The organism is Pseudomonas sp. Pme6b, from assembly GCF_058129925.1.
This window is the reverse complement of sequence record NZ_CM176704.1, coordinates 708,500-729,097: the sequence shown is the minus strand read 5'-3', so window position 1 is coordinate 729,097 and position 20,598 is coordinate 708,500. Positions and strand designations below refer to the sequence as shown.

Below are 20,598 nucleotides of genomic sequence, written 5' to 3'. Positions count from 1 at the left end.
GATCATTCAGATAAATCTCGCAGCACGCCGAAAGACGCGCAAAAAAAGACGATGCATGCGACGCAGGACTCCAGCCAGCATTGGCAGGCTGATCAGCACCGTCTCAAGACGAGTGACCATGAATAACCTCCCGATTTGAGCCGAACGAGCTGCAGCTGTTGTGATTGAAGGCAGGTTATTGAACGAGGCATTGAGGGTTCGCGAATAGATACCCAGGTGCATGGCAGGCACCATGATCACGATGTTTCGGTTTCGAAGCCTTGGGCTCAAATAGTTGTAGCGAGCCATTTTCTGGATGAAGTCCATGCAGGTAGCCGAGTCATGCTGACCAAAATCAATCAGCACCCATACGCTCTCGACCTTATCCATATGACGCGCAACGCTGTTCGCCACGATGCCGCTCAGGCCATTTTCGTGAAGGAAGTCTTCCAGACTGAACTGGACGTGGTCCGTCGGTAGATCGCTGATGGGCAGTTCGGTCAGGTTGTAGCGGTCATCGATGACAAGCACCGGGATTGTCTTTCTATACGCGTGCTGGATGTGGGACAGCTGACAGATCAGCTCATGACTGGCCGGCCTGGGGCTCAAATGAGACACGACGAATATCTTCATTTTGAACCTCTGGCATAGGACTCGAAGGGAGTGGAGTTATAGATAGCCTTCACCGCAGCCCACACGCTTTCAAAATAGAAGATTTTCCCGTTGTTTCTGCAAGCACGAACCGCGGAAATCAAAATACCCGGGAGCGACAGGAGGAGGTGATGAAAGTAATCATCCTGCTGACGAACAAACCATGTCTGCGTACTGCGTTGACGCAACATATTGCGCACTTCACAGCTCTGGGTGATCAGCGTCTGTTTGGCCAGCACAGGGTCTGCAAGGAAGCGATTGACCAGAAACTCTTGCCGCGTACTTGGGAGCTGGTCAAACAACACCAGCCTCTCAAAGTCGCTGATAAATTCTCTGACCGTTCCAATATCGTTTTGAACGTGGACTGCTGAACGACATGATTGATCAGCTCGATCCAGGCTCGAACACTTATATGACAAACCCCGGTCGGTATACTCACTGCTGCCCGGCTGACGAGGTACTTACTTGCGAACTGGTGCAGCCTGGCGAGAGCCGTTTTGCTGGAGATGTTGATCAGAGGCTTCTTGTTCAGAACCGAGAAGTAACGCGGGCCTATGCGTCCGAGTTTGCCACTTGCTGATTGCACCAAAGTCTCTGATCCCAATAGCGCACGGGAGGTGATTGATTGCGTAATGCCGAATGGATTGACCCTGCAAGGTACGCCAGCTTTTGACAGGCGCATACCGTGTTCAATGTCTTCAAATTCAACCCAATACAAAGACTCGTCCAACGGGAAGGCATTCCACACTTCCTTCCGGCAGATGTAGAGACTGCCGGTCGCGTAGCAGGAGTCGCTGTTGTAACGCATGGCACTGGCATAACTGAAACCGGTCCGCTCGATCTCTGGAAAAATCGACGGGGCGATACTCGCTGCATCGCTGCAGTTTCGGCTCACCCCCTGAAGACCGTTGGCTATCGCGCCCAAAGCCATGCCGTAATCCGAATAGCGGCGAGGGTGCATACTGAGCCGATTGTCGAAAAACATGCTTTGCAGTGTCATCAACGGATAGCGCGGACCAAAGCGACGTACGATTTCTCCAAAATTCCTGGGCAGAAATACGCGGTCATGCAGGATCACGAGATTGCTGAATCCGGCCTCCAGAGCGAGACGATTTTTCTTCTTGCAGATCTGCACTGGCGGAGCGGTAATGTCCTGCCCCACGATGCGGACCTTGTCGAAATAGGCGAAGTTGCTTCCCGGTGTGCCACACAGAAGTATCTCCTTGCGCGGGACGTCAATTTCCAGAATACGCTTCACTACCGCATTCAGGACCGTGGCGTCTCCTGGCCCTACAGGAAGGCAAAAGCTCCAGCCATCAAGATCGTCATCGGATTCCGCCGCCAGCCTTGCTACCTTTTTGTAGGTGACAGAGGTGGCCGAGCGTTCGATTACCTTGAGTGATCCGGCAAAATACTCACGGTCCAGATAGCACTCAAACTCAGTGTCTTCGATAACTGTAATCTTCTGGCCAACATTCAGAAAATGGGCACCGTCCCACAGCAGCAGTGGCGCCAGCGGTGAATCACTCTGGACACCATAAAAGCAGTAACTACCCGAGTCGTACATGGATAACGGACGCAGTGCGGCATGCAGGTTTTTGATTACCCGCTCCGGCTTGCGAAACGGATGGGCGCGGAACGAAACAAAACCCGAACATTCATGGGGCAGCAGCAGGCCAACCGGGAGCTTATGCAGGCTGTCCGCCGCCAGGTAACCAAGGCTTGGATGGTGCTGGAGATGGGTCGTTTTCATGGCTCAGACGACGTACTTGTCGGCAAGCGCGCCGGGCACCTTAACGACAACGGTGGTTGCATCAGTGAGCGCTTCGAACGCAGTGATGTCGCCCGGCTCCAGAACGATGATGTCGCCTGCATGCCAGACCTGATCGCGCATGTTGACGGACCCGGAAATGAGCACGGTTATCTCTGTGGCAACCTTATGATAATGGGCAGCTTCCTTTTCGCCTGCCTGGTAAATCTTGACCCCGACCTCACAGGACTCGGTATTGAAAGCAGCAGGCTCGAAGCCGCCCACAAACCAGCCTTTGACCATGTCTTGCAGTCTTGCCGTTTTCATCGCATTTCTCCTGCTTCGAAAGCGTGAAGCTGACTATTGGTTTTCAGTGGCCGGTACTGACTGGGTTCGATTCGGTAGGCACCGATCCTTTTCTGTAACAGCACCAGTTCATTGAGGGCGGGTGCTATGTAGAAGTTGTCATTGACCCTGGCATCCTTGCGAATCATCTCTTTCGCCGCCGCCACGAACAGCGAGCCGGATTTGAACCAGTACACACCTGCAATGGCGTGGGGACTGATCGGATTTTTTTCGGCAGCTTCAATGACCCGGCAGTTGCTATCCAGACGTGCGAATGAATAGCGAGGGTGCAGTGAATTGAAGATAACCACGCCGGCATCTTCATCGTTGTTCCGAAACGCACGCACGGCGTCACGCAGCTCTATATCCAGAAAATCACTGACACTGAGAATCAACAACTCATCATCGTTGTCGATTTGCCCGCTCGCCAGAAGTGCCGTGCAGGCGGCACCCCGGGTGACTTTGTTAATGGGCAGAACACTGGCCGCAGGGTGCATTTGCTGGACCATGTTGCGAAGGTGCAGCCGAGTGACATCGTCATTCGAGAATGTGCAGATGATCCTGCGCGGCTCAAGCGCAGCACAGTTGTCGATCAGCGTATGGATCAGTGGCTTGCCATTGCATTCGCACAGATATTCGGGGTACTCGCCGTCGTCGAGCGACGTATCTCCCTTCTTTCCCGACAGAAGAATGATGTTCAATGCGCTCACAGGCTAGCCACCTTGTCGACGTTGATCTCATCGACCTTGCCGAGGATGTTATTGAGGTTTACATCGCAGGTTTCAGCCACGACCAGAACATGGGCACCGGAATCTCTGGCGGCTTTGATACCATTTTCGTTGTCTTCGACGATCAGACACTCTTCGGGCATCAGGCCCAGTTGCCTGATGGCTTTGGTGTAGATATCGGGAGCTGGCTTGGCATGTTTGACATCCTCGTTGGAGAGCTGCAAATCGAGGTATCGCTCCAGGTCTGCCCTGTTCATCATGACCTCCACGGTGTTGCGAATGGAGTTGGATGCAACCGCCAGCTTGTAGCCCATTGTTTTCAACGATGACAGCGCGTACTGATGCACAAACGTCGGTTTGCACTGGGCGTACACGATTTCCATGGTGTACTGCTGCTTCATTTCGTTGATGAATGCGTGCAACGCAACCGGCAGGTCGCGCTCTACGCTCAGCATGTCGAGTTTGCGCGAGGTGGGCAGACCGTCGTAGGCGGTGAGGTGTTCATGGCGACTGATGTTGTAACCGAACAGGCTGAGGGCTTTGTTCAGTGCATCGTAATGCCATTCCTTGGCTTCAATGAGGACGCCATCCATATCGAATATCACTGCCTTGATCATGATTGCCTCACTTGAAGAAAGTGGCTGCGTCTGCGGGAATATCAGTGCAAATCGTTAAACCGTCGTGCGCGTCGAGTTCAAGCAATTGCTGCCACAGGCTGCGATGGTCACGCCCATGCAACTCGGGAGATACCACACACACCTGCTTGCCCTGAGATAGAAGATCGCCAATAACCTGACTGGAAAACCATTCCCCCTCAAAACCGTCAAGCCAGACACCTGCTGCCTTTTCGATCCAGGCTGGGGACGGTTCAACTTCGCTGAGCCGGGTGTAAGTAATAACGTTCGCGTGAAAGTAACTGCGCATGTCCGGTACCGCCATATCGAAGGCAAACCAGTTGGTATGACCATATCGAGCGAAGGTTTTGGCGAGCGCCTGCGCCATTCCATCAGCTTTGATGTTGATGGCCAGTGGCAAGTTACGACCTGCCATGATGGCGAGCAGCTCCTCAAGCGTCAGCTCGCCACCAACGGGCATGTCGTGAGAAATAACCAGTTGACCCGCCACGTCGCGGACATCGGTTTCTGTACCGAAACCAAGGTCGAATGATCGGTGAAATGCTTCGGGCAAATTGCGCTCCGGCTTTTGCAGCCAATAGCCGCGATGGCTGATGATCTGCATGTCAGGCCTGCCTTCCCGAGGCTGCCTGCCTGCTTAGCGGCAACGACAGGAATTGGTTCAGGTCTGCCGGTATACCCAGTCCGTACATGCCATGACCCTCTGCGCCAATACTGTAATGAATCACTTTGGCGCCGCGTCCGATGATCTCGTTGTACGCCGGGGCAACATAGAACTCGCCATTGACGCGAAGATCTTTCATGACCATTGTCTCGATGGCCGATATCAACTGACCTGCATTGCGAAAGTTGTAGATGCCGACAGTGGCTTCATCAGAGATGACCTCTTTTTCCACTACGCGGGTGATGAGGCCTTCTGCGCTGAAGCCCACAAACGACCACTTCGGATCACTGGCTTTCATCGTCATGATCAAGCCCGCTGCGTCACTCTCGTTAATTGCCTGCAGATAAGCGTTTATGTCCACATCGACATACTGGTCGCTGTTGGCAATCATCACTTGCTGGCTATAGTCGAGCAGGTGCCTGGCGGCATAAACGGAGCACGCGGCGCCCCCCGTCAGCCCACCAAGCTCGACGATGTCGCATCCAGGTGCCCAGGCATTCAGCTTTTCCCTCAGCGAATAGGTTGCGACCTGATCCGCCTGACAGATGAAGATGAAGATGAATCGGTGCGGACAATTCGGCGTCAGGTTGTCAATCACGACCTTGATCATCGGTACGCCATGTACAGGGATCAACGGCTTGGGATCGGTGTAGCCCGCGACCGCAAAGCGACTCCCGGCACCCGCCATCGGAACGATAATTTGCAGCATGAAAATCCCTTTTGAATGGGTGATTTGAAGTTGACGAAGCGGCATTGACTGCAATGAATCAATAACAACCGTGTTCAATCATCCGGCCACGCTCAAGCGTCAAATAGCGCTGACAAAACTCTTTACCCTCTTCTACCGCGTGGGTAACAAGAATCAGGGCCATGCCGTCATCCTGCAAATTGCGAATTCGCTCGTGGCATTTGCGCTTGAACTCTTCGTCCCCCACAGCGAGCACTTCGTCAGCCAGCAAAACCTGTGGCTCAACATGAACCGCCACCGAAAAACCCAGCCTCATATACATACCCGACGAATAGTTCTTGACCGGGGTATCAATGAAGTTTCCCAGCCCGGAAAAATCCACGATCTCGTTGAAACGCGAACGCACTTCCCTGTTACTTAACCCGAACAGGCTGGCGTTGAGATAGATATTCTCCTCCCCTGTCAGATCAGGGTGAAAGCCCACACCGATTTCTATTAAAGGGGCTACACGACCCACCGTAGTCAAACGTCCGCTGGCGGGAACAAGGATGCGTGAAACCAGCTGTAAGAGCGTGCTTTTACCTGAACCGTTATGTCCCACAAGTGCAAGCGACTCCCCTTTATGCAAGGTGAACGACACGTCGCTGACTGCCATGAACGTTTCGGCATGCTCACGGTATCGAGCATCGAACAGGCCTAGAAACTTGCTTTTCAAACCGCCCCTGTTGTGGCGAAGAGTGAACTGCTTGGTAAGGTTTTCCGCCTTGATGACGACGCGGCTCATAAATACTCCACCACGTCGTCGACCTTTCTGAATATCAGCAGGCCGATGAGCAACGAGGCGGCCCCCATCAACACGCAAAGCAGCAGATCACGGGTGTCTGGAACCACACCAGCATGCAAAATGCTGCTGAAACTATCGAAATATAGAGCTACCGGGTTGTAGGCCGCTATGCTGGCGACACCCTCGGGCAGCGCGGAGGTGACCCACACAATTGGCGTCAACCAGAACAGCAAGGGCAGAAACACATCGATGAAGTGTTTTGCATCCCTCACAGTTACCTGAATGACGCTAAGCGCCAGACCGAACCCCATAATCAGCGCCATGAACGCAATCAGTACAATGGGATAAAAAACAGAGCGCGTGAAAACACGCCACCCAGCATGGGAAATAACGATGCATACACGATCATGCAGCCCGCCCAGAACACAGCAATCGACAATGCTCCGGAGAGGGGTAGCAATATACGCGGGAACCGTAACTTTCGAATGAGATTGCCGTTATTGATGAGCCATTCCCCGCTCTGTGAAACTATTTGCGCCAAAAGCATCCAGTGGACAACACCCGTTACCAGATGAAGTGCAAAACGGTCCTGACTGCTGGGCAGGATATAGGTAAAAACCGTGTAATACGTAAGTGTAACAACCAGCGGATTTCCCAATGACCAAACGAAGCCTAGCGTCGCACCCATGTAACGGATTTTAATTTCCTTGGACACGAGATTGATGATCAGGTCACGCCATTTTATAAAGCTTGTGCTGCGAGATGACGACATACGGTATCCAGCTATTGACAGGTAGATCAGAGAACGATTTTGACAATCAAGATCATAAATGGATAACCTTATGGCCTCATGCTGCGGGCACATGCTCTCTTCTTTCATAGAGTTACAGCTATAGGACGACGCCTTAGTTACTGTAGGAATATTCCACAAACTACCGGCGGCAGCTAAATGGCCCTTTCGAGGCCTCGCCACGCTCGATCAGAATCGCAAGGCACTTCCATCCGCGCACGTTGATCTATAACGTCAATGGTCATTCGCAATACGACCGGTCCAGCGATCACCCTTGAACAAGCGAGGCTACTCATGACCCAAACCCCTTACACCCCGCCGAAGGTATGGCAGCAGGAAACAAAAGCAGGCGGTACGTTCGCCAGCATCAACCGGCCCGTAGCCGGTCCCACGCATGACAAGGTACTGCCCGTCGGCAAGCACCCACTGCAGCTTTATTCTCTGGCCACACCCAACGGGGTGAAGGTCACGATCATGCTCGAAGAGCTGCTGGCGCTGGGGCATAGCGGCGCGGAATACGATGCCTGGCTGATCCGCATTTCCGAGGGCGATCAGTTCTCCAGCGGCTTTGTCGAGATCAATCCCAACTCCAAGATCCCTGCATTGCTGGACCGAAGCCATGAAACACCTGTTCGGGTATTCGAGTCCGGTTCGATTCTGCTGTACCTGGCTGAGAAGTTTTCCAGTTTCCTGCCCGCCGACACGGCAGGCCGTACCGAAACGCTGAACTGGCTGTTCTGGCAGATGGGCGCGGCGCCCTACCTGGGTGGCGGGTTCGGGCACTTCTACGCCTACGCGCCGGAGAAACTCGAATACCCCATCAATCGCTTCGCGATGGAGGCCAAGCGCCAACTCGATGTGCTGAACCGCCGACTGGGCGAGCACCGCTACCTGGCTGGCGATACCTACACGATTGCCGATATCGCGGTCTGGCCATGGTATGGCGCGCTGGTAAGGAACAAGGTTTATTCGGCCGCCGAGTTCCTGTCGGTGCACGAATACCCGAACCTGATTCGCTGGACGGAAGAAATCGCCGCGCGCCCTGCCGTCATCAAAGGCCAGAAGGTCAACCGCACCTGGGGCGAAGAGGCGGATCAGGTGCCGGAGCGGCATCAGGCATCCGACCTGGATAAATAAGACGCAAGTCAAGGCCTGCGCAAACAGAAACCTGTTGCTACACACTCAAAAGAGATTCTGGGTCGGACAGTCGTGATCTGAACGTAAAGTAGCGTCCTTAGCCACTGCCCAAGGACGCGCCCTATGAGCCGGACAACTGCCCATCCAGATTTTCACTTGCAACTCGACACCGGTTTTCCATGCAGTGGAGTACTTGCAGCATGAGTACTCCCAATGCACCGCATACGCCTGTAAATGATCGCTTTGATGAAGTGCTCGCAATGATTCAGCAAGCTGCACAGGCGGTCAACACTCGCCTGATCGAGCTTTACTGGCAGGTAGGCGCTTACATCAGCCGCAAGATTGAAAACGCCGAATGGGGTGACGCGGTGGTCAGCCAGCTTGCCGAGCATCTGGCTGTAACCCAGCCAGGGTTGCGCGGGTTTACGCGTCGAAACCTATTTCGTATGCGCCAGTTCTTCGAGGTTTACCGCGACGATGAGAAAGTGTCAGCAGTGCTGACACAATTGCCATGGACTCATCACCTGATCATCTTCAGCCAAAGCAAGCGCCCCGAAGAGCGTGAGTTTTATCTGCGCGTGGCAATCAGGTCCAGCCGAGAGCTGGAGCGCCAGTTCAAGACAGCCTTGTTCGAGCGCAGTATCACCCAGCCAGCCAAGGCCTCGGCGATGCTCAAGGAAACCCGACCGGCAGCACTGGATGTGTTCCGTGATGCCTACATGGTGGAGTTTCTCGAGCTGCCATCGGGACACGCCGAAGCTGACCTGCACCGCGGTTTGCTGCAACGCCTGAGGGATTTTCTGATCGAGCTGGGCCGCGACTTCTGTTTTGTCGGCTCCGAGTACGCGTTGCAGGTCGGCGGCCAGGATTTTGCGCTGGATCTGCTGTTTTTCCATCGCGGCCTCAACTGCCTTGTTGCCATCGAACTCAAGGTCGGCCGCTTTGAACCCGAATACCTGGGCAAGCTGGACTTTTATCTTGAAGCGCTGGACCGGAATGTACGCAAACCCCATGAAAACCCGGCCATCGGCGTTTTACTCTGCGCCAGCAAAAACGATGAAGTGGTCGAGTACGCCCTGAACCGCTCGCTTTCACCCGCGCTGATTGCCGAGTACCAGACCCGCTTGCCGGACAGGCAGCTATTGCAGGCGAAGCTGCATGAGTTCTATGCGAGTGCTGTGCTGAGCGATCAGTGATACCTGCCAGACGCACGATGCATTACGCTTGTGCATGCCTGAGCGGCAGTCTGCCTGCTTGCCCTTTCCCTGACTGGAGCCTCCAATGCCGCACGATAAGGACCCTCGCGCCCACACCGCCCTGTCGCAACGCGGCCGTAGCGCCAGCAGCGGGCCAGGGCTGGCGGTCAACCCGCCGGTCGTGCGTCTGAGTACGGTGCTGTTCGACAGTCTGGAGAGTTTGCGCGAGGCGGAAATTCGCACCACGGGGCCTGAGCGCTCGCTGACTTACGGTGCCAACGGCAACCCGACGGCGTTTGCCTTGCAGGATCTGATTTCCGGGCTTGAGGGCGCACACGGTACTTGCCTGTACCCGACCGGGCTGGCGGCAGTGGCGCAGATGTTTCAATCGTTTCTGCGCCCAGGCGACCATGTGCTGATTACTGAATCGGTGTATGGCCCCGTTCGGCGCCTGGCGAAAACGATGCTGACGGCCTTCGACATCCAGTTCGATTTCTACGCGGCTGACGGTAGTGATGTGGAATCGCTGATCAAGACCAACACACGGATGATCTACGCTGAAGTGCCCGGCTCGCTGACGTTCGGCATGTGCGACCTGCCTGCACTGTCACAGGTGTGCAAGGCCAGGGATCTACTGCTGGCTGTGGATAACTCGTGGGGCTCGGGAATTCTGTTCAAGCCGCTGGAACTGGGCGCGGACATTTCCCTGATGGCCCTGACCAAGTACGTGGCCGGGCATTCCGACGTCATGATGGGCAGCGTCAGCACCACCGAAGCGCACTGGAAAACCCTCAAGACCATGAACACCGCCGTGGGCAATACCGTCAGCCCCGACGATGCGTATCTGGTGCTGCGCGGTGCCCGCAGTCTGGCGGCACGCATGGCCATGCATGAACGCCACGCGATGCAAATTGCACAATGGCTGCAGGACCAGCCTCAGGTTGCCCGCGTGCTGTATCCCGCATTGCCGGACGATCCGGGCCATACCATCTGGAAGCGCGATTTCCATGGCTGCAACGGCTTGCTCAGTTTCGAATTCCATGCCGTTGACCGGCAGGTGCTGGACCGATTTACCGGCGCGTTGAAACTGTTCGGGATTGGTTACTCCTGGGGCGGTTTTGAAAGCCTGATCACTGAAGTCGAGCAATATGGTCCTGAGCGCGGCACCGGCCCGATGCTGCGGCTGCAGGTTGGCCTGGAAAGCCCGGAAGACCTGATTGCAGACCTGCAGAACGGGTTCGCTGCGGGTTAATCCTGATAGTTGCTGCCCTTGCATTGCTCCGTCGCCGTTATTTGCCCAGAAGCCCTCGCTCTGCTAGTGTCGCGCGGTTCAACCTCTACCGGAAATGCCCCCATGGCCCGCAAGAAAGCTGCACTGGATTTCGAACAGTCACTCGCTGACCTGCAAGCGCTGGTAGAGCGGCTGGAGAATGGCGAGTTGTCTCTGGAAGACTCCCTGACCGCCTTCGAGCAAGGTGTACGCCTGACCCGCGACTGCCAAAGCGCCCTTACCCAGGCCGAACAGAAGGTCCAGGTGCTGCTGGAGCGCGATGGCGAACTGAGCGAAGAGCCGTTCGACGATGCGGAACTTCCCGAATGATCGCGAGCTATCAAGCGCAAAGCCAGACTCGCGTCAACGCAGCACTCGAAAAACTGTTTCAGGCACCGAGCCCTGAGCTGAACCGGCTTTACGAAGCCATGCGCTACAGCGTGATGAACGGCGGCAAGCGCGTGCGCCCGCTGCTGGCCTACGCGGCCTGCGAAGCGCTGGGCGGCGTAGCCGAGGATGCCAACGGTGCCGCCTGTGCGGTTGAACTGATTCACGCTTACTCGCTGGTGCACGACGATTTACCGGCGATGGACGATGACGACCTGCGTCGCGGCCAGCCGACCACGCACAAGGCTTTCGATGAGGCCTGCGCGATCCTCGCAGGTGACGGTCTGCAAAGCCTGGCGTTTACTGCACTGCTCGCGCCGCACCTGACCTCACGCGATGCTGAAACGCGTCTGCAGATGGTCAATACCCTCGCAGCCGCTGCCGGCCCGGCAGGTATGGTGGGCGGGCAGGCGATCGATCTGGGCTCTGTGGGGCTGAAGCTTGATCAGGCAGCGCTGGAATACATGCATCGGCACAAGACCGGTGCGTTGATCGAAGCCAGCGTCCGGCTTGGCGCACTGGCCAGTGGTCAAGCCGATCAGCCGCGTCTTGACGCCTTGCAGATTTATGCGCGCGCGGTCGGTCTGGCCTTTCAGGTTCAGGACGACATTCTCGATGTCGAAAGCGATACTGCGACCCTCGGCAAGCGTCAGGGTGCCGATATCGCCCGCGACAAGCCGACCTACCCTGCGTTGCTGGGCCTGGAAGCGGCCAAGCGCTATGCACTGGAACTGCGTGATCAGGCGCTGACGGCGCTGAGCACATTCGATGCCGCCGCAGAACCGTTGCGCGAGCTGGCACGCTATATCGTCGAACGTCGCCACTGATCACCGTCACCGAAGCCGGAAATCTGCTGAATCAACCACGGTTCGTCAGGTCTCAGTCATTAAGCGTGTCAGTCGGCGGACTATCCGCCGACTCACTTCATGGGCAGCTTGCGATGCATAAGGTAAACTGCCGCCTCTTTTACTTATAACGATTCGCCTGATGCCCACGACGTTCAAAGAGATCCCCCGCGAGCGCCCGGTCACGCCGCTGCTCGACCGAGCCGATACCCCGCACGGCCTGCGCCGTCTGGGCGAAGCCGAGCTGGAAACCCTGGCCGATGAGCTGCGCCTGGAATTGCTGTATTCCGTTGGCCAGACCGGAGGGCATTTTGGTGCCGGTCTTGGGGTCATCGAGCTGACCATCGCGCTGCATTACGTTTTCGACACTCCGGACGATCGCCTTGTGTGGGACGTGGGTCATCAAGCCTATCCGCACAAGATCCTCACCGGCCGTCGCGCGCGCATGTCCACCCTGCGCCAGAAGGATGGGGTGGCGGCCTTTCCGCGTCGTAGCGAGAGCGAGTACGACACCTTCGGCGTCGGGCATTCCAGCACCTCGATCAGCGCCGCACTCGGCATGGCGATTGCCTCGCGCCTGCAAGGCAGCGAGCGTAAATCCATTGCCGTGATCGGCGACGGTGCGCTGACTGCCGGCATGGCCTTCGAAGCGTTGAACCACGCGCCGGAAGTGGCAGCCAACATGCTGGTAATTCTCAACGACAACGACATGTCGATCTCGCGCAATGTCGGCGGTCTGTCGAATTACCTGGCCAAGATTCTTTCCAGCCGCACGTACAGCAGCATGCGCGAAGGCAGCAAAAAGGTGCTTTCGCGCCTGCCCGGCGCCTGGGAAATCGCACGTCGCACCGAAGAATATGCCAAAGGCATGCTGGTCCCGGGCACACTTTTCGAAGAGCTGGGCTGGAACTACATCGGCCCTATCGATGGCCACGACCTGCCGACTCTGATCGCCACTCTGCGCAACATGCGTGATCTGAAAGGCCCGCAGTTTCTGCACGTGGTCACCAAGAAGGGCAAAGGTTTTGCGCCAGCCGAAGTCGACCCGATCGGTTATCACGCCATTACCAAGCTTGAGCCGCTGAATGCGCCTGTCGTCCCGAAAAAAATCAGCGCGCCGAAGTATTCCGCAGTGTTTGGCCAGTGGATATGTGACATGGCCGAGGCTGACTCACGGCTGGTGGGCATCACGCCAGCCATGAAGGAAGGCTCGGACCTGGTGGCATTCAGCGAACGCTTTCCAGAACGCTACTTCGATGTTGCCATCGCCGAACAACACGCTGTAACACTGGCGGCCGGTATGGCCTGCGAAGGCAGCAAGCCGGTCGTGGCTATCTACTCGACCTTCCTGCAACGCGGCTACGATCAACTGGTGCATGACGTCGCGGTGCAGAACCTCGACGTACTGTTTGCCATCGACCGCGCCGGGCTTGTGGGCGAAGACGGCCCGACCCACGCAGGCAGCTTCGACCTGTCCTACCTGCGCTGCATCCCCGGCATGGTGGTCATGACGCCGAGTGACGAAAACGAACTGCGCAAGCTGCTCAACACCGGTTACCTGCACACCGGCCCCGCGGCAGTGCGTTACCCACGCGGTACCGGTCCGGACGCGTTGATCGAGACAGGCCTTGACCCGGTCGAAATCGGCAAGGGCGTTGTGCGTCGTCAGGGCCAGGGCGTTGCGATTCTGGTGTTTGGCGTGCAACTGGCCGATGCGCTGGTGGTGGCCGAGAAGCTCGACGCGACGGTGATCGATATGCGCTTCGTCAAGCCACTGGACGAAGCCTTGGTGAGCGAAGCGGCCGCCAACCACGAGTTACTGGTCACACTGGAAGAAAACGCAGTGATGGGCGGTGCCGGTGCTGCGGTCAGTGAGTTTCTGGCACGCGCCAATATCCTCAAGTCGGTACTCCACCTGGGCCTGCCGGACACCTACGTCGAGCATGCCAAGCCTGCGCAGATGCTGGCTGAGTGCGGGCTGGACGCCCAAGGGATCGAAGCGGCGATCAATGCGCGGTTGGCGTTGATTGGCTGAGTGGCAGAGGTTCCTCACGCGCCGAGCGTGAGGAATCATCACCACGACCCCGCACGCAGCAATCCTGATAACATGCTGCGCACTTCGACACTGCCGCGATGCCAGCCGATGCCTCATGTGACCCGTTCCGCCCCCACGCCTGAATTGACCTCGGTGTTCGCTGCCTTGCAGCAGCATTTTCTGCAGGTCGTCGTTCCGCTCTGGCAGGGCCCTGGCTGGAACGCACAATTGGCATTGCCTTACGAAGCGCTCGACGCCAACGATCAGCCTCTACCGCCGCAACGCTATCGAGCCATGGCCTGCGCACGTCAGCTGTTTCTGTTTTCCAGCCTTATCGATAACGTCGAAGTGCCGAACGCTCGGGCGCGGGCCGGTGAGCTGTTTCGCTCCCTGCAACAGCACTTCCACGATGCCGAGCATGGCGGCTGGTTCTATAGCATCGATCCACAGGGCAAACCTCTGGATCGCCGCAAGGACCTCTACACTCACGCCTTCATTATTTTCGCCTGCGCACATTACTGGGCGAAGGTGCAGGACCCGCTGGCAGAGTCAGTGCTCAATGCGGCGCTCAGCGTTGTAGCGGAGCGCTTTGCCGACGATGACGGGCTGTACGAAGCGCAACTCGATGAGGACTGGTCGACGCTGGGCAGCGGCCCGCTCCAGAACCCCTTGATGCATCTGGCAGAGGCCTTTCTGGCAACGCTGTCAGTGCGCGCCGACCCTGCAACCCAGTCAGCGCTGGACGCCCTGGTTATCCACATGCAGCGTCGCTTTGTCGACACCGCCACCGGCGTGATGCTGGAGAAACCCTTGGGCGCTGTGGATAACTGGTACGAGCCAGGTCATCAGTTCGAATGGTTCTTCCTGCTGCAATCGTCGCCAGAGCTGCATGGACGTGAGCTGCACGAATCCATGACCCGCGCGTTTGCCTACGCTCAGGCACAGGGTGTCGAGCCGCAGAGCGGCGCGGTGACTGCAATGCTGACACTTGATGGCACGGTACGCGACGCCACCCAGCGTATCTGGGCTCAGGCGGAATACCTGCGAGCCATGGCCATGCGGCCAGAGTGCGAGGCGAACCTGGCTGCGCAAATGTCAGCCTTTTCGCAGCGCTTCCTGCATGCCAAAGGCTGGAACGAGTGCGTAGAGCCCGATGGCGCGGTCAGCCGCAGTGACATGCCGTCGACCACGCCTTACCACTTGGCAACCTGTTACATCGGGCTGGCTGACTTTGTCGAGAACCGCTTCGTGAACGCTTTCCCGCCGCCGACGCCTGTAGAAGACTGATCGATCGAACCGCACCACCTGTGCGGCCCGATCAGCAAGCAATCAACCGCGGTTACGATCAATCGCAAAACCGGCCCAGGTCTGGCTGACGGGCATCAGTTCCAGGCTGTTGATGTTGACGTGCGCTGGCGTGTTCATGATCCAGAAGATGGTATCGGCGATGTCCTGCGGCTGAATCGGCTCGGCACCTGCGTAGGTCGCATCGTACTTGGCCTGATCACCGCCGAAACGTACCAGCGAAAACTCACTCTCGCACAGCCCGGGTTCCAGGTTGGTGACGCGTACGCCAGTGCCGATCAGATCGTTGCGCAGGTTCAGCGAGAACTGCCCGACAAACGCCTTGGTGCCACCGTAGACGTTACCACCCGGATAAGGATAGTTGCCGGCTACCGAGCCCAGGTTGACGATACTTGCCCCGCGACCATGCGCAATCAGACGTGGAAGCAACAGGCGTGTGGTGTAGACCAGACCTTTGACGTTGGTGTCGATCATGGTGTCCCAGTCATCCAGATCGCACTTGGGCGCAGGGTCGATCCCCAGCGCCAGACCGGCGTTGTTGATCAGCCCGCGAATGCTGCCGAACTCTTCAGGCAAATCTGCGATAGCACTCTCCATCGCCTTGCGGTCACGCACATCCAGCACCAGCGTATGCACCTTGGTCTGCTTCGACAGCTCGGCGCTCAAGGCATCCAGACGGTCCTTGCGTCGACCGGTCAGCACCAGCGACCAGCCCGCCTCGGCGAAACGGCGGGCACACGCCTCGCCAAAACCGGAAGTGGCGCCCGTGATGAATACAGTGGAAGTCATTTCATTCTCCTGACATGGCGCAAAAACAGCGCTGCCTGTTAATAAGTTTCTGGCAAGGGCAGCAGAATGCCCGTCAGCGGGACATCGATGCAACAACCGAGTGCATTTGTACAAAAAACAACCAACCCGGAGCAAGCCTTGCGCCACGGGCCTCGCAGGTACTTTTGCCCACCTTATCCACAGTCAGACCCACAATCTCTGGGGGCAAGTCAGTGGCGCTGGACATCACGTGTTTCGGGGCCTGCAGCGTATCAGGCGAAGTTTTTTCCTTGACTTTGCCCGACACTGGCAAGAGGCCGGAAAGCGTCAGAAAACGGTGGTGGCCTGTAGCCCAGACCCTATAACGTCCGGGGCAGTCTTTCCAAGGCTTGTTAACAGACTTATCCACAGGCTGCCCACCTGGAAACCCTGTATGAACGACCAGCCCCCATGCTGTTGACAAACGGCCCATCAGGCCGGTCGAAAACCACTGTGCGAAATTTAACCACTCTTCTACAGGCCTTATGCATAAAAGGCTGCAGGCAAATACTCCCAAGTTATTAACAGCCGGTTCCACTGCAAACCTGAACAAGTCAAAACGGTGACAAAACAACCATTTGCAGCGGTTTTATGTCGCACTTATCAGACGCGCCAAAATTGTTTTCCACAATTGCATACGACCGCGCCCCGGATGTTTGAGCATCCGGGCCGCGCGAAGAAAACGGCAGGGTTTTGACGAACTCAATGCCCGCCCAGATAAGCGTTCCTTACCTCTTCATTTACCAGCAATTCCTGCCCGGTGCCGGACAGCCGGATCTCGCCATTAACCATCACGTAGGCGCGATCAGACAGCTTCAGCGCATGGTTGGCGTTCTGCTCGACCAGAAAGATTGTCATGCCAGTCGCTGCCAGTTCCCGCAGGGTCGAGAAGATCTGTTTGACGATGATCGGCGCCAGCCCAAGGCTCGGCTCATCAAGCAACAACAGCCTGGGACGACTCATCAGCGCACGGGCGATGGCGAGCATTTGCTGCTCGCCTCCGGACATGGTCATGGCGCGCTGGTTGCGGCGTTCCTTGAGCCTGGGGAACAGTTCGAACATGCGCTGCATGTCTTCGGCCGAATGCTCGTAGCCAATCGGTATGGTGCCCATCATCAGGTTCTCCTCGACCGACATGTCGGGAAACACCCGCCGCCCTTCCGGCGACTGCGCAATGCCGTTGGAGGCGATGTAATGCGAGGACTTCTGGGTGATGTCGGTGCCCTGATAGATGATCTGCCCGCTGGCGGCGCGCGGCTGGCCGAAGATCGACATCAACAGCGTCGACTTGCCTGCACCGTTGGAGCCGATCAGGCTGACTGTTTCGCCCTCGTTTATGTGCAGCGAGACCTTCTTCAAAGCCTGAATCGGCCCGTAAAACACATCGATCTCTTTCAGTTCGAGGATCGGCTTGCTCATACCAGCTCCTCTTCATCAGCGCCCAGGTACGCAGCAATCACTTTCGGATCGTTGCGGATCTGTTCCGGCCCGCCCGCGGCAATCACGTTGCCATGGTCGAGCACCACAATATCGTCGGAAATCCCCATCACCATGCCCATGTCGTGCTCGATCAGCACAATGGTCATGTCGTGTTCATCGCGCAGCAGTCGGATCATGCCGCTGAGCGCCTCGGTTTCCTGCGGGTTGAGACCGGCAGCCGGTTCATCCAGGCAGATCACCTGCGGACGCGTGCACATGGCCCGGGCGATTTCCAGACGACGTTGCTGCCCGTAGGACAGCTCTCCGGCCAGACGATTGGCGCAGTCCACCAGGTCCACGACTTCCAGCCAGTAGAACGCCGTATTGAGCGCATCCTCTTCAGCCTTGCGATAGCCTTTGGTGTTGAGGATCCCGCTGATCAGGCTGCGGTTGACCCACATGTGCTGGGCAACCAGCAGGTTTTCAACGACCGACATTTCCTTGAACAGACGAATGTTCTGAAACGTACGCGCCAGCCCTGCCCTGTTGACCAGATGGGTACCGCCGAACATTTTGTAGTACACCCGGCTGAAGAAGCTTTTCGGCGAAACAAAGTCGGTCGCCTTGAACGGCTCGCCCAGCAGCCTGATCACATTGGTGGTCTTGCCACGAGTATGCAGCTCGATGCGTCCGCCTGTGGCCTTGTAGAAGCCGGTCAGGCAGTTGAACACGGTGGTCTTGCCTGCGCCGTTGGGGCCGATCAGAGCGAAGATAGAGTTGCGGCGGACTTTGAGGCTGACATCGCTGAGAGCCTTGATGCCGCCGAAGTGCATCATCAGGTGCTCGACGGAAAGAATCACTTCATTACTCATCGCGCACCTCCTTCTGTCACCAGCGCACCCTTGCGCGGTTTCACGCCGGTACGGCTGATGCGGATCAGCCCGCGTGGGCGCCAGATCATCATCAACACCATCAGGATGCCGAACAGCAGCACGCGGTACTCGGAGAAGCTGCGCAACAGTTCAGGCGCAACGGTCAGCACGAACGCAGCGATAACCACCCCTACGGTCGACCCCATACCACCCAGCACCACAATCGCCAGAATCAGTGCAGACTCGAAGAAGGTGAACGACGTCGGGTTGACGAAGCCCTGATAGCTGGCAAAAAACACCCCGGCCAGTCCCGCCGTCGAAGCACCAATGGTGAACGCCGAGAGCTTGACCAGAACATGATTGAGGCCCATCGAACGGCAGGCGATCTCGTCCTCGCGCAGGGCTTCCCAAGCGCGGCCGATCGGCATGCGAGTCAGACGATGCTTGATGAACAACACGGCCAGCACGACGAGAAACAGCACGGTGTAGATGAACAGGAATTTCAGGTCCGGGTTGTAATCGAAGCCGAAATATTCATGAATCGGAATGCCACCATCCTTGGCACGACGCCCGAACTCCAGGCCGAAAAAGGTCGGTGACGGCACCGGAACACCATTCGGGCCGCCGGTGAACGACAGCCAGTTGTTCAGCACCAGACGGATGATTTCCCCGAACCCCAACGTCACGATGGCCAGATAATCGCCATGCATGCGTAACACCGGAAAGCCCAAAATACATCCGGCCAGCGCTGCCGCAATTGCCGCCAGCGGCAGCGCCGACCAGAAGCCCAGGCCAAGGTACTGATAGCCAAGCGCCAGACCATAGGCTCCGATGGCATAGAACGCCACGTAGCCCAGATCGAGCAGGCCGGCCAGGCCGACCACGATATTCAGGCCAAGCCCCAGCAATACGTAGATCAGCCCGAGAATAACCACGGTCAGAATGTACTTGTTGGCGAAGATCGGAAACACGATGGCAATCACGATCAGTAGCGGAATGATCCAGTACAGGCGGGATTTGTGATCAGGCTTGAGCACATGCACGCCGGAGTCGGAGCTTTCGAAGCTCTGGGAAACACGTATGCCTTTGGGTGTTTGCAGAAACAGGCTGATCAGAAAACGACCGACCATGACCACGGCCACCAGCCAGGCCACGCGAGTGGGTTGCAGGTTGAAACTGTAGCCATCGAGCACTATCCCGACGATGGGACCGAACACGATCAGCGCCAGCAGCCCCGCGACCACGGCATCTATCAGGCTTTTCTTGATTTCAACAGGTTTGACGACAGGAGCAGCAACAGGAGCGGACATACTTATACCTTCGCCACGAGTGGGCGACCCAGCAGGCCTTGAGGACGGAAAATCAGGATCAGCACCAACAGGCCGAAACTGAACACGTCTTTGTAATCGGAGTTGATCAGGCCGGAGAACTGCGACTCGGCAACCCCCAGGATCAAGCCGCCCAACATGGCACCCGGCAGCGAGCCGATCCCGCCCAGCACTGCGGCAGTGAACGCCTTGATGCCGATGATGAAGCCAGCATAGAAGTCGAACGTGCCGTAATTCATGGTGATCAGCACACCGGCCAGCGCCGCCATGGCAGCACCGATGATGAACACGTAGGAGATGACCCGATCAGTGTTGATGCCCAGAATCGACGCCATCTTGCGGTCCTGCTGCGTGGCGCGGCACATGCGGCCCAGCTTTGTGTATTTGATGATGTAGGTCAGCACGCCCATGCCGACAAAAGCGGCGATGAGAATGAAGATCTTGGTGTAGGTAATTTGCACAAAGCCGCTGCCAATCTCGAAGCGCCACGCACCTTCAAGCAACGTGGGCACGCCCTGCTGGCGAGCGCCCTGACTGATCTGCGCGTAGTTTTGCAGAATCAGGGAAATACCGATGGCGCTGATCAGCGGTGCCAGCCGGGTCGAGTTGCGCAGCGGCTTGTAGGCCACGCGCTCGATGACAAACCCGTATACCCCCGTCACCACGATGGTGAAGACCAGTGTGCCGAGAATCAGGAATGGAAAGGACTCCAGTCCGAAGAAAGACAGAACCGCCAGACCGATAGCGGCCAGGTAGGCGGAAATCATATAAACGTCGCCGTGGGCGAAGTTGATCATGCCGATGATGCCGTAGACCATCGTATAGCCGATGGCGATGAGGCCATAGACAGACCCGAGGGTGAGTCCGTTGACCATTTGTTGCAGGAAGATCCCATCCATCACGCACGCTCACACTGAAAGGCAGCTCAGCACCCCGCCGATCACACCCTCGTGAGGTGCGACCGACAGGTCCGAAAACAATAA

19 protein-coding genes and 2 pseudogenes are annotated in these 20,598 nt (G+C 57.1%); 7 read left to right on the top strand and 14 right to left on the bottom strand.

The features are described from left to right. Positions 1-6: 6 nt before the first annotated feature. The 9 genes and pseudogenes from AC4ANE_RS03210 to AC4ANE_RS03170 all read right to left on the bottom strand — a co-directional run bounded on the left by AC4ANE_RS03210 (position 7) and on the right by AC4ANE_RS03170 (position 6,996). On the bottom strand, positions 7-612 hold the full coding sequence (locus tag AC4ANE_RS03210) for a hypothetical protein (RefSeq protein WP_002551864.1): 606 nt from the start codon (positions 610-612) through the stop codon (positions 7-9). After that, positions 609-2,383, bottom strand: a pseudogene (locus tag AC4ANE_RS03205) (hypothetical protein). The gene AC4ANE_RS03210 and the pseudogene AC4ANE_RS03205 overlap by 4 nt, the downstream one beginning before the upstream one ends. A 3-nt stretch (positions 2,384-2,386) precedes the next feature. Continuing rightward, a complete protein-coding gene (locus AC4ANE_RS03200; protein WP_002551862.1) occupies positions 2,387-2,707 on the bottom strand; it encodes a hypothetical protein in 321 nt (106 codons plus the stop codon). Further along, positions 2,704-3,435: a glycosyltransferase family 2 protein gene (locus AC4ANE_RS03195; protein WP_002551861.1), complete on the bottom strand. Its 732-nt coding sequence runs from the start codon at positions 3,433-3,435 to the stop codon at positions 2,704-2,706. Before AC4ANE_RS03195 ends, AC4ANE_RS03200 begins: the two co-directional genes overlap by 4 nt. Then, entirely contained in the window at positions 3,432-4,070 is a 639-nt protein-coding gene (locus tag AC4ANE_RS03190; RefSeq protein WP_002551860.1) for an HAD family hydrolase, read from the bottom strand. Before AC4ANE_RS03190 ends, AC4ANE_RS03195 begins: the two co-directional genes overlap by 4 nt. Positions 4,071-4,077: 7 nt before the next feature. Next, positions 4,078-4,692, bottom strand: a complete 615-nt coding sequence (locus tag AC4ANE_RS03185) for a PI-PLC domain-containing protein (RefSeq protein ID WP_002551859.1) — start codon at positions 4,690-4,692, stop codon at positions 4,078-4,080. Position 4,693: 1 nt separating this feature from the next. Beyond that, entirely contained in the window at positions 4,694-5,461 is a 768-nt protein-coding gene (locus tag AC4ANE_RS03180; protein ID WP_002551858.1) for a glycosyltransferase family 2 protein, read from the bottom strand. Positions 5,462-5,519: 58 nt separating this feature from the next. Continuing rightward, positions 5,520-6,224, bottom strand: coding sequence for an ABC transporter ATP-binding protein (locus tag AC4ANE_RS03175; protein WP_460408693.1), 705 nt, complete (start codon positions 6,222-6,224; stop codon positions 5,520-5,522). After that, positions 6,221-6,996, bottom strand: a pseudogene (locus AC4ANE_RS03170) (ABC transporter permease). The gene AC4ANE_RS03175 and the pseudogene AC4ANE_RS03170 overlap by 4 nt, the downstream one beginning before the upstream one ends. Before the next feature lie 312 nt (positions 6,997-7,308). Between AC4ANE_RS03170 and yghU the strand changes: the two are divergent. The 7 genes from yghU to AC4ANE_RS03135 all read left to right on the top strand — a co-directional run bounded on the left by yghU (position 7,309) and on the right by AC4ANE_RS03135 (position 15,171). Next, complete coding sequence (gene yghU, locus AC4ANE_RS03165) at positions 7,309-8,151, top strand: glutathione-dependent disulfide-bond oxidoreductase (RefSeq protein WP_002551855.1); 843 nt, start codon at positions 7,309-7,311, stop codon at positions 8,149-8,151. 200 nt (positions 8,152-8,351) lie between these two features. Next, positions 8,352-9,347: a PDDEXK nuclease domain-containing protein gene (locus tag AC4ANE_RS03160; RefSeq protein WP_460408691.1), complete on the top strand. Its 996-nt coding sequence runs from the start codon at positions 8,352-8,354 to the stop codon at positions 9,345-9,347. A gap of 85 nt (positions 9,348-9,432) precedes the next feature. Next, on the top strand, positions 9,433-10,599 hold the full coding sequence (metC, locus tag AC4ANE_RS03155; RefSeq protein WP_002551853.1) for a cystathionine beta-lyase: 1,167 nt from the start codon (positions 9,433-9,435) through the stop codon (positions 10,597-10,599). A gap of 102 nt (positions 10,600-10,701) precedes the next feature. Next, positions 10,702-10,947 (top strand): exodeoxyribonuclease VII small subunit, encoded by a 246-nt coding sequence (locus AC4ANE_RS03150; protein WP_002551852.1) that lies wholly within the window; start codon positions 10,702-10,704, stop codon positions 10,945-10,947. After that, positions 10,944-11,831, top strand: a complete 888-nt coding sequence (locus tag AC4ANE_RS03145; protein ID WP_002551851.1) for a polyprenyl synthetase family protein — start codon at positions 10,944-10,946, stop codon at positions 11,829-11,831. The genes AC4ANE_RS03150 and AC4ANE_RS03145 overlap by 4 nt, the downstream gene beginning before the upstream one ends. Positions 11,832-11,991: 160 nt before the next feature. Then, positions 11,992-13,884 carry a 1-deoxy-D-xylulose-5-phosphate synthase gene (dxs, locus tag AC4ANE_RS03140; protein WP_002551850.1) on the top strand — a complete coding sequence of 631 codons (1,893 nt, stop codon included), beginning with the start codon at positions 11,992-11,994 and terminating at the stop codon, positions 13,882-13,884. Positions 13,885-13,956: 72 nt separating this feature from the next. After that, entirely contained in the window at positions 13,957-15,171 is a 1,215-nt protein-coding gene (locus AC4ANE_RS03135; protein ID WP_031594768.1) for an AGE family epimerase/isomerase, read from the top strand. A 42-nt stretch (positions 15,172-15,213) separates the two neighbouring features. On the opposite strand, the gene AC4ANE_RS03130 is transcribed toward AC4ANE_RS03135, so the two are convergent. From AC4ANE_RS03130 to AC4ANE_RS03110, 5 genes are all read right to left on the bottom strand, one after another. Then, on the bottom strand, positions 15,214-15,978 hold the full coding sequence (locus AC4ANE_RS03130; protein WP_002551848.1) for an SDR family oxidoreductase: 765 nt from the start codon (positions 15,976-15,978) through the stop codon (positions 15,214-15,216). A 720-nt stretch (positions 15,979-16,698) separates the two neighbouring features. Next, positions 16,699-17,415, bottom strand: coding sequence for an ABC transporter ATP-binding protein (locus tag AC4ANE_RS03125; RefSeq protein WP_002551847.1), 717 nt, complete (start codon positions 17,413-17,415; stop codon positions 16,699-16,701). Next, positions 17,412-18,287 carry an ABC transporter ATP-binding protein gene (locus tag AC4ANE_RS03120; RefSeq protein ID WP_002551846.1) on the bottom strand — a complete coding sequence of 292 codons (876 nt, stop codon included), beginning with the start codon at positions 18,285-18,287 and terminating at the stop codon, positions 17,412-17,414. The genes AC4ANE_RS03125 and AC4ANE_RS03120 overlap by 4 nt, the downstream gene beginning before the upstream one ends. Next, positions 18,284-19,597, bottom strand: a complete 1,314-nt coding sequence (gene livM, locus AC4ANE_RS03115; protein WP_002551845.1) for a high-affinity branched-chain amino acid ABC transporter permease LivM — start codon at positions 19,595-19,597, stop codon at positions 18,284-18,286. The genes AC4ANE_RS03120 and livM overlap by 4 nt, the downstream gene beginning before the upstream one ends. Positions 19,598-19,599: 2 nt before the next feature. After that, on the bottom strand, positions 19,600-20,514 hold the full coding sequence (locus AC4ANE_RS03110; RefSeq protein WP_002551844.1) for an ABC transporter permease subunit: 915 nt from the start codon (positions 20,512-20,514) through the stop codon (positions 19,600-19,602). Positions 20,515-20,598: the final 84 nt, after the last annotated feature.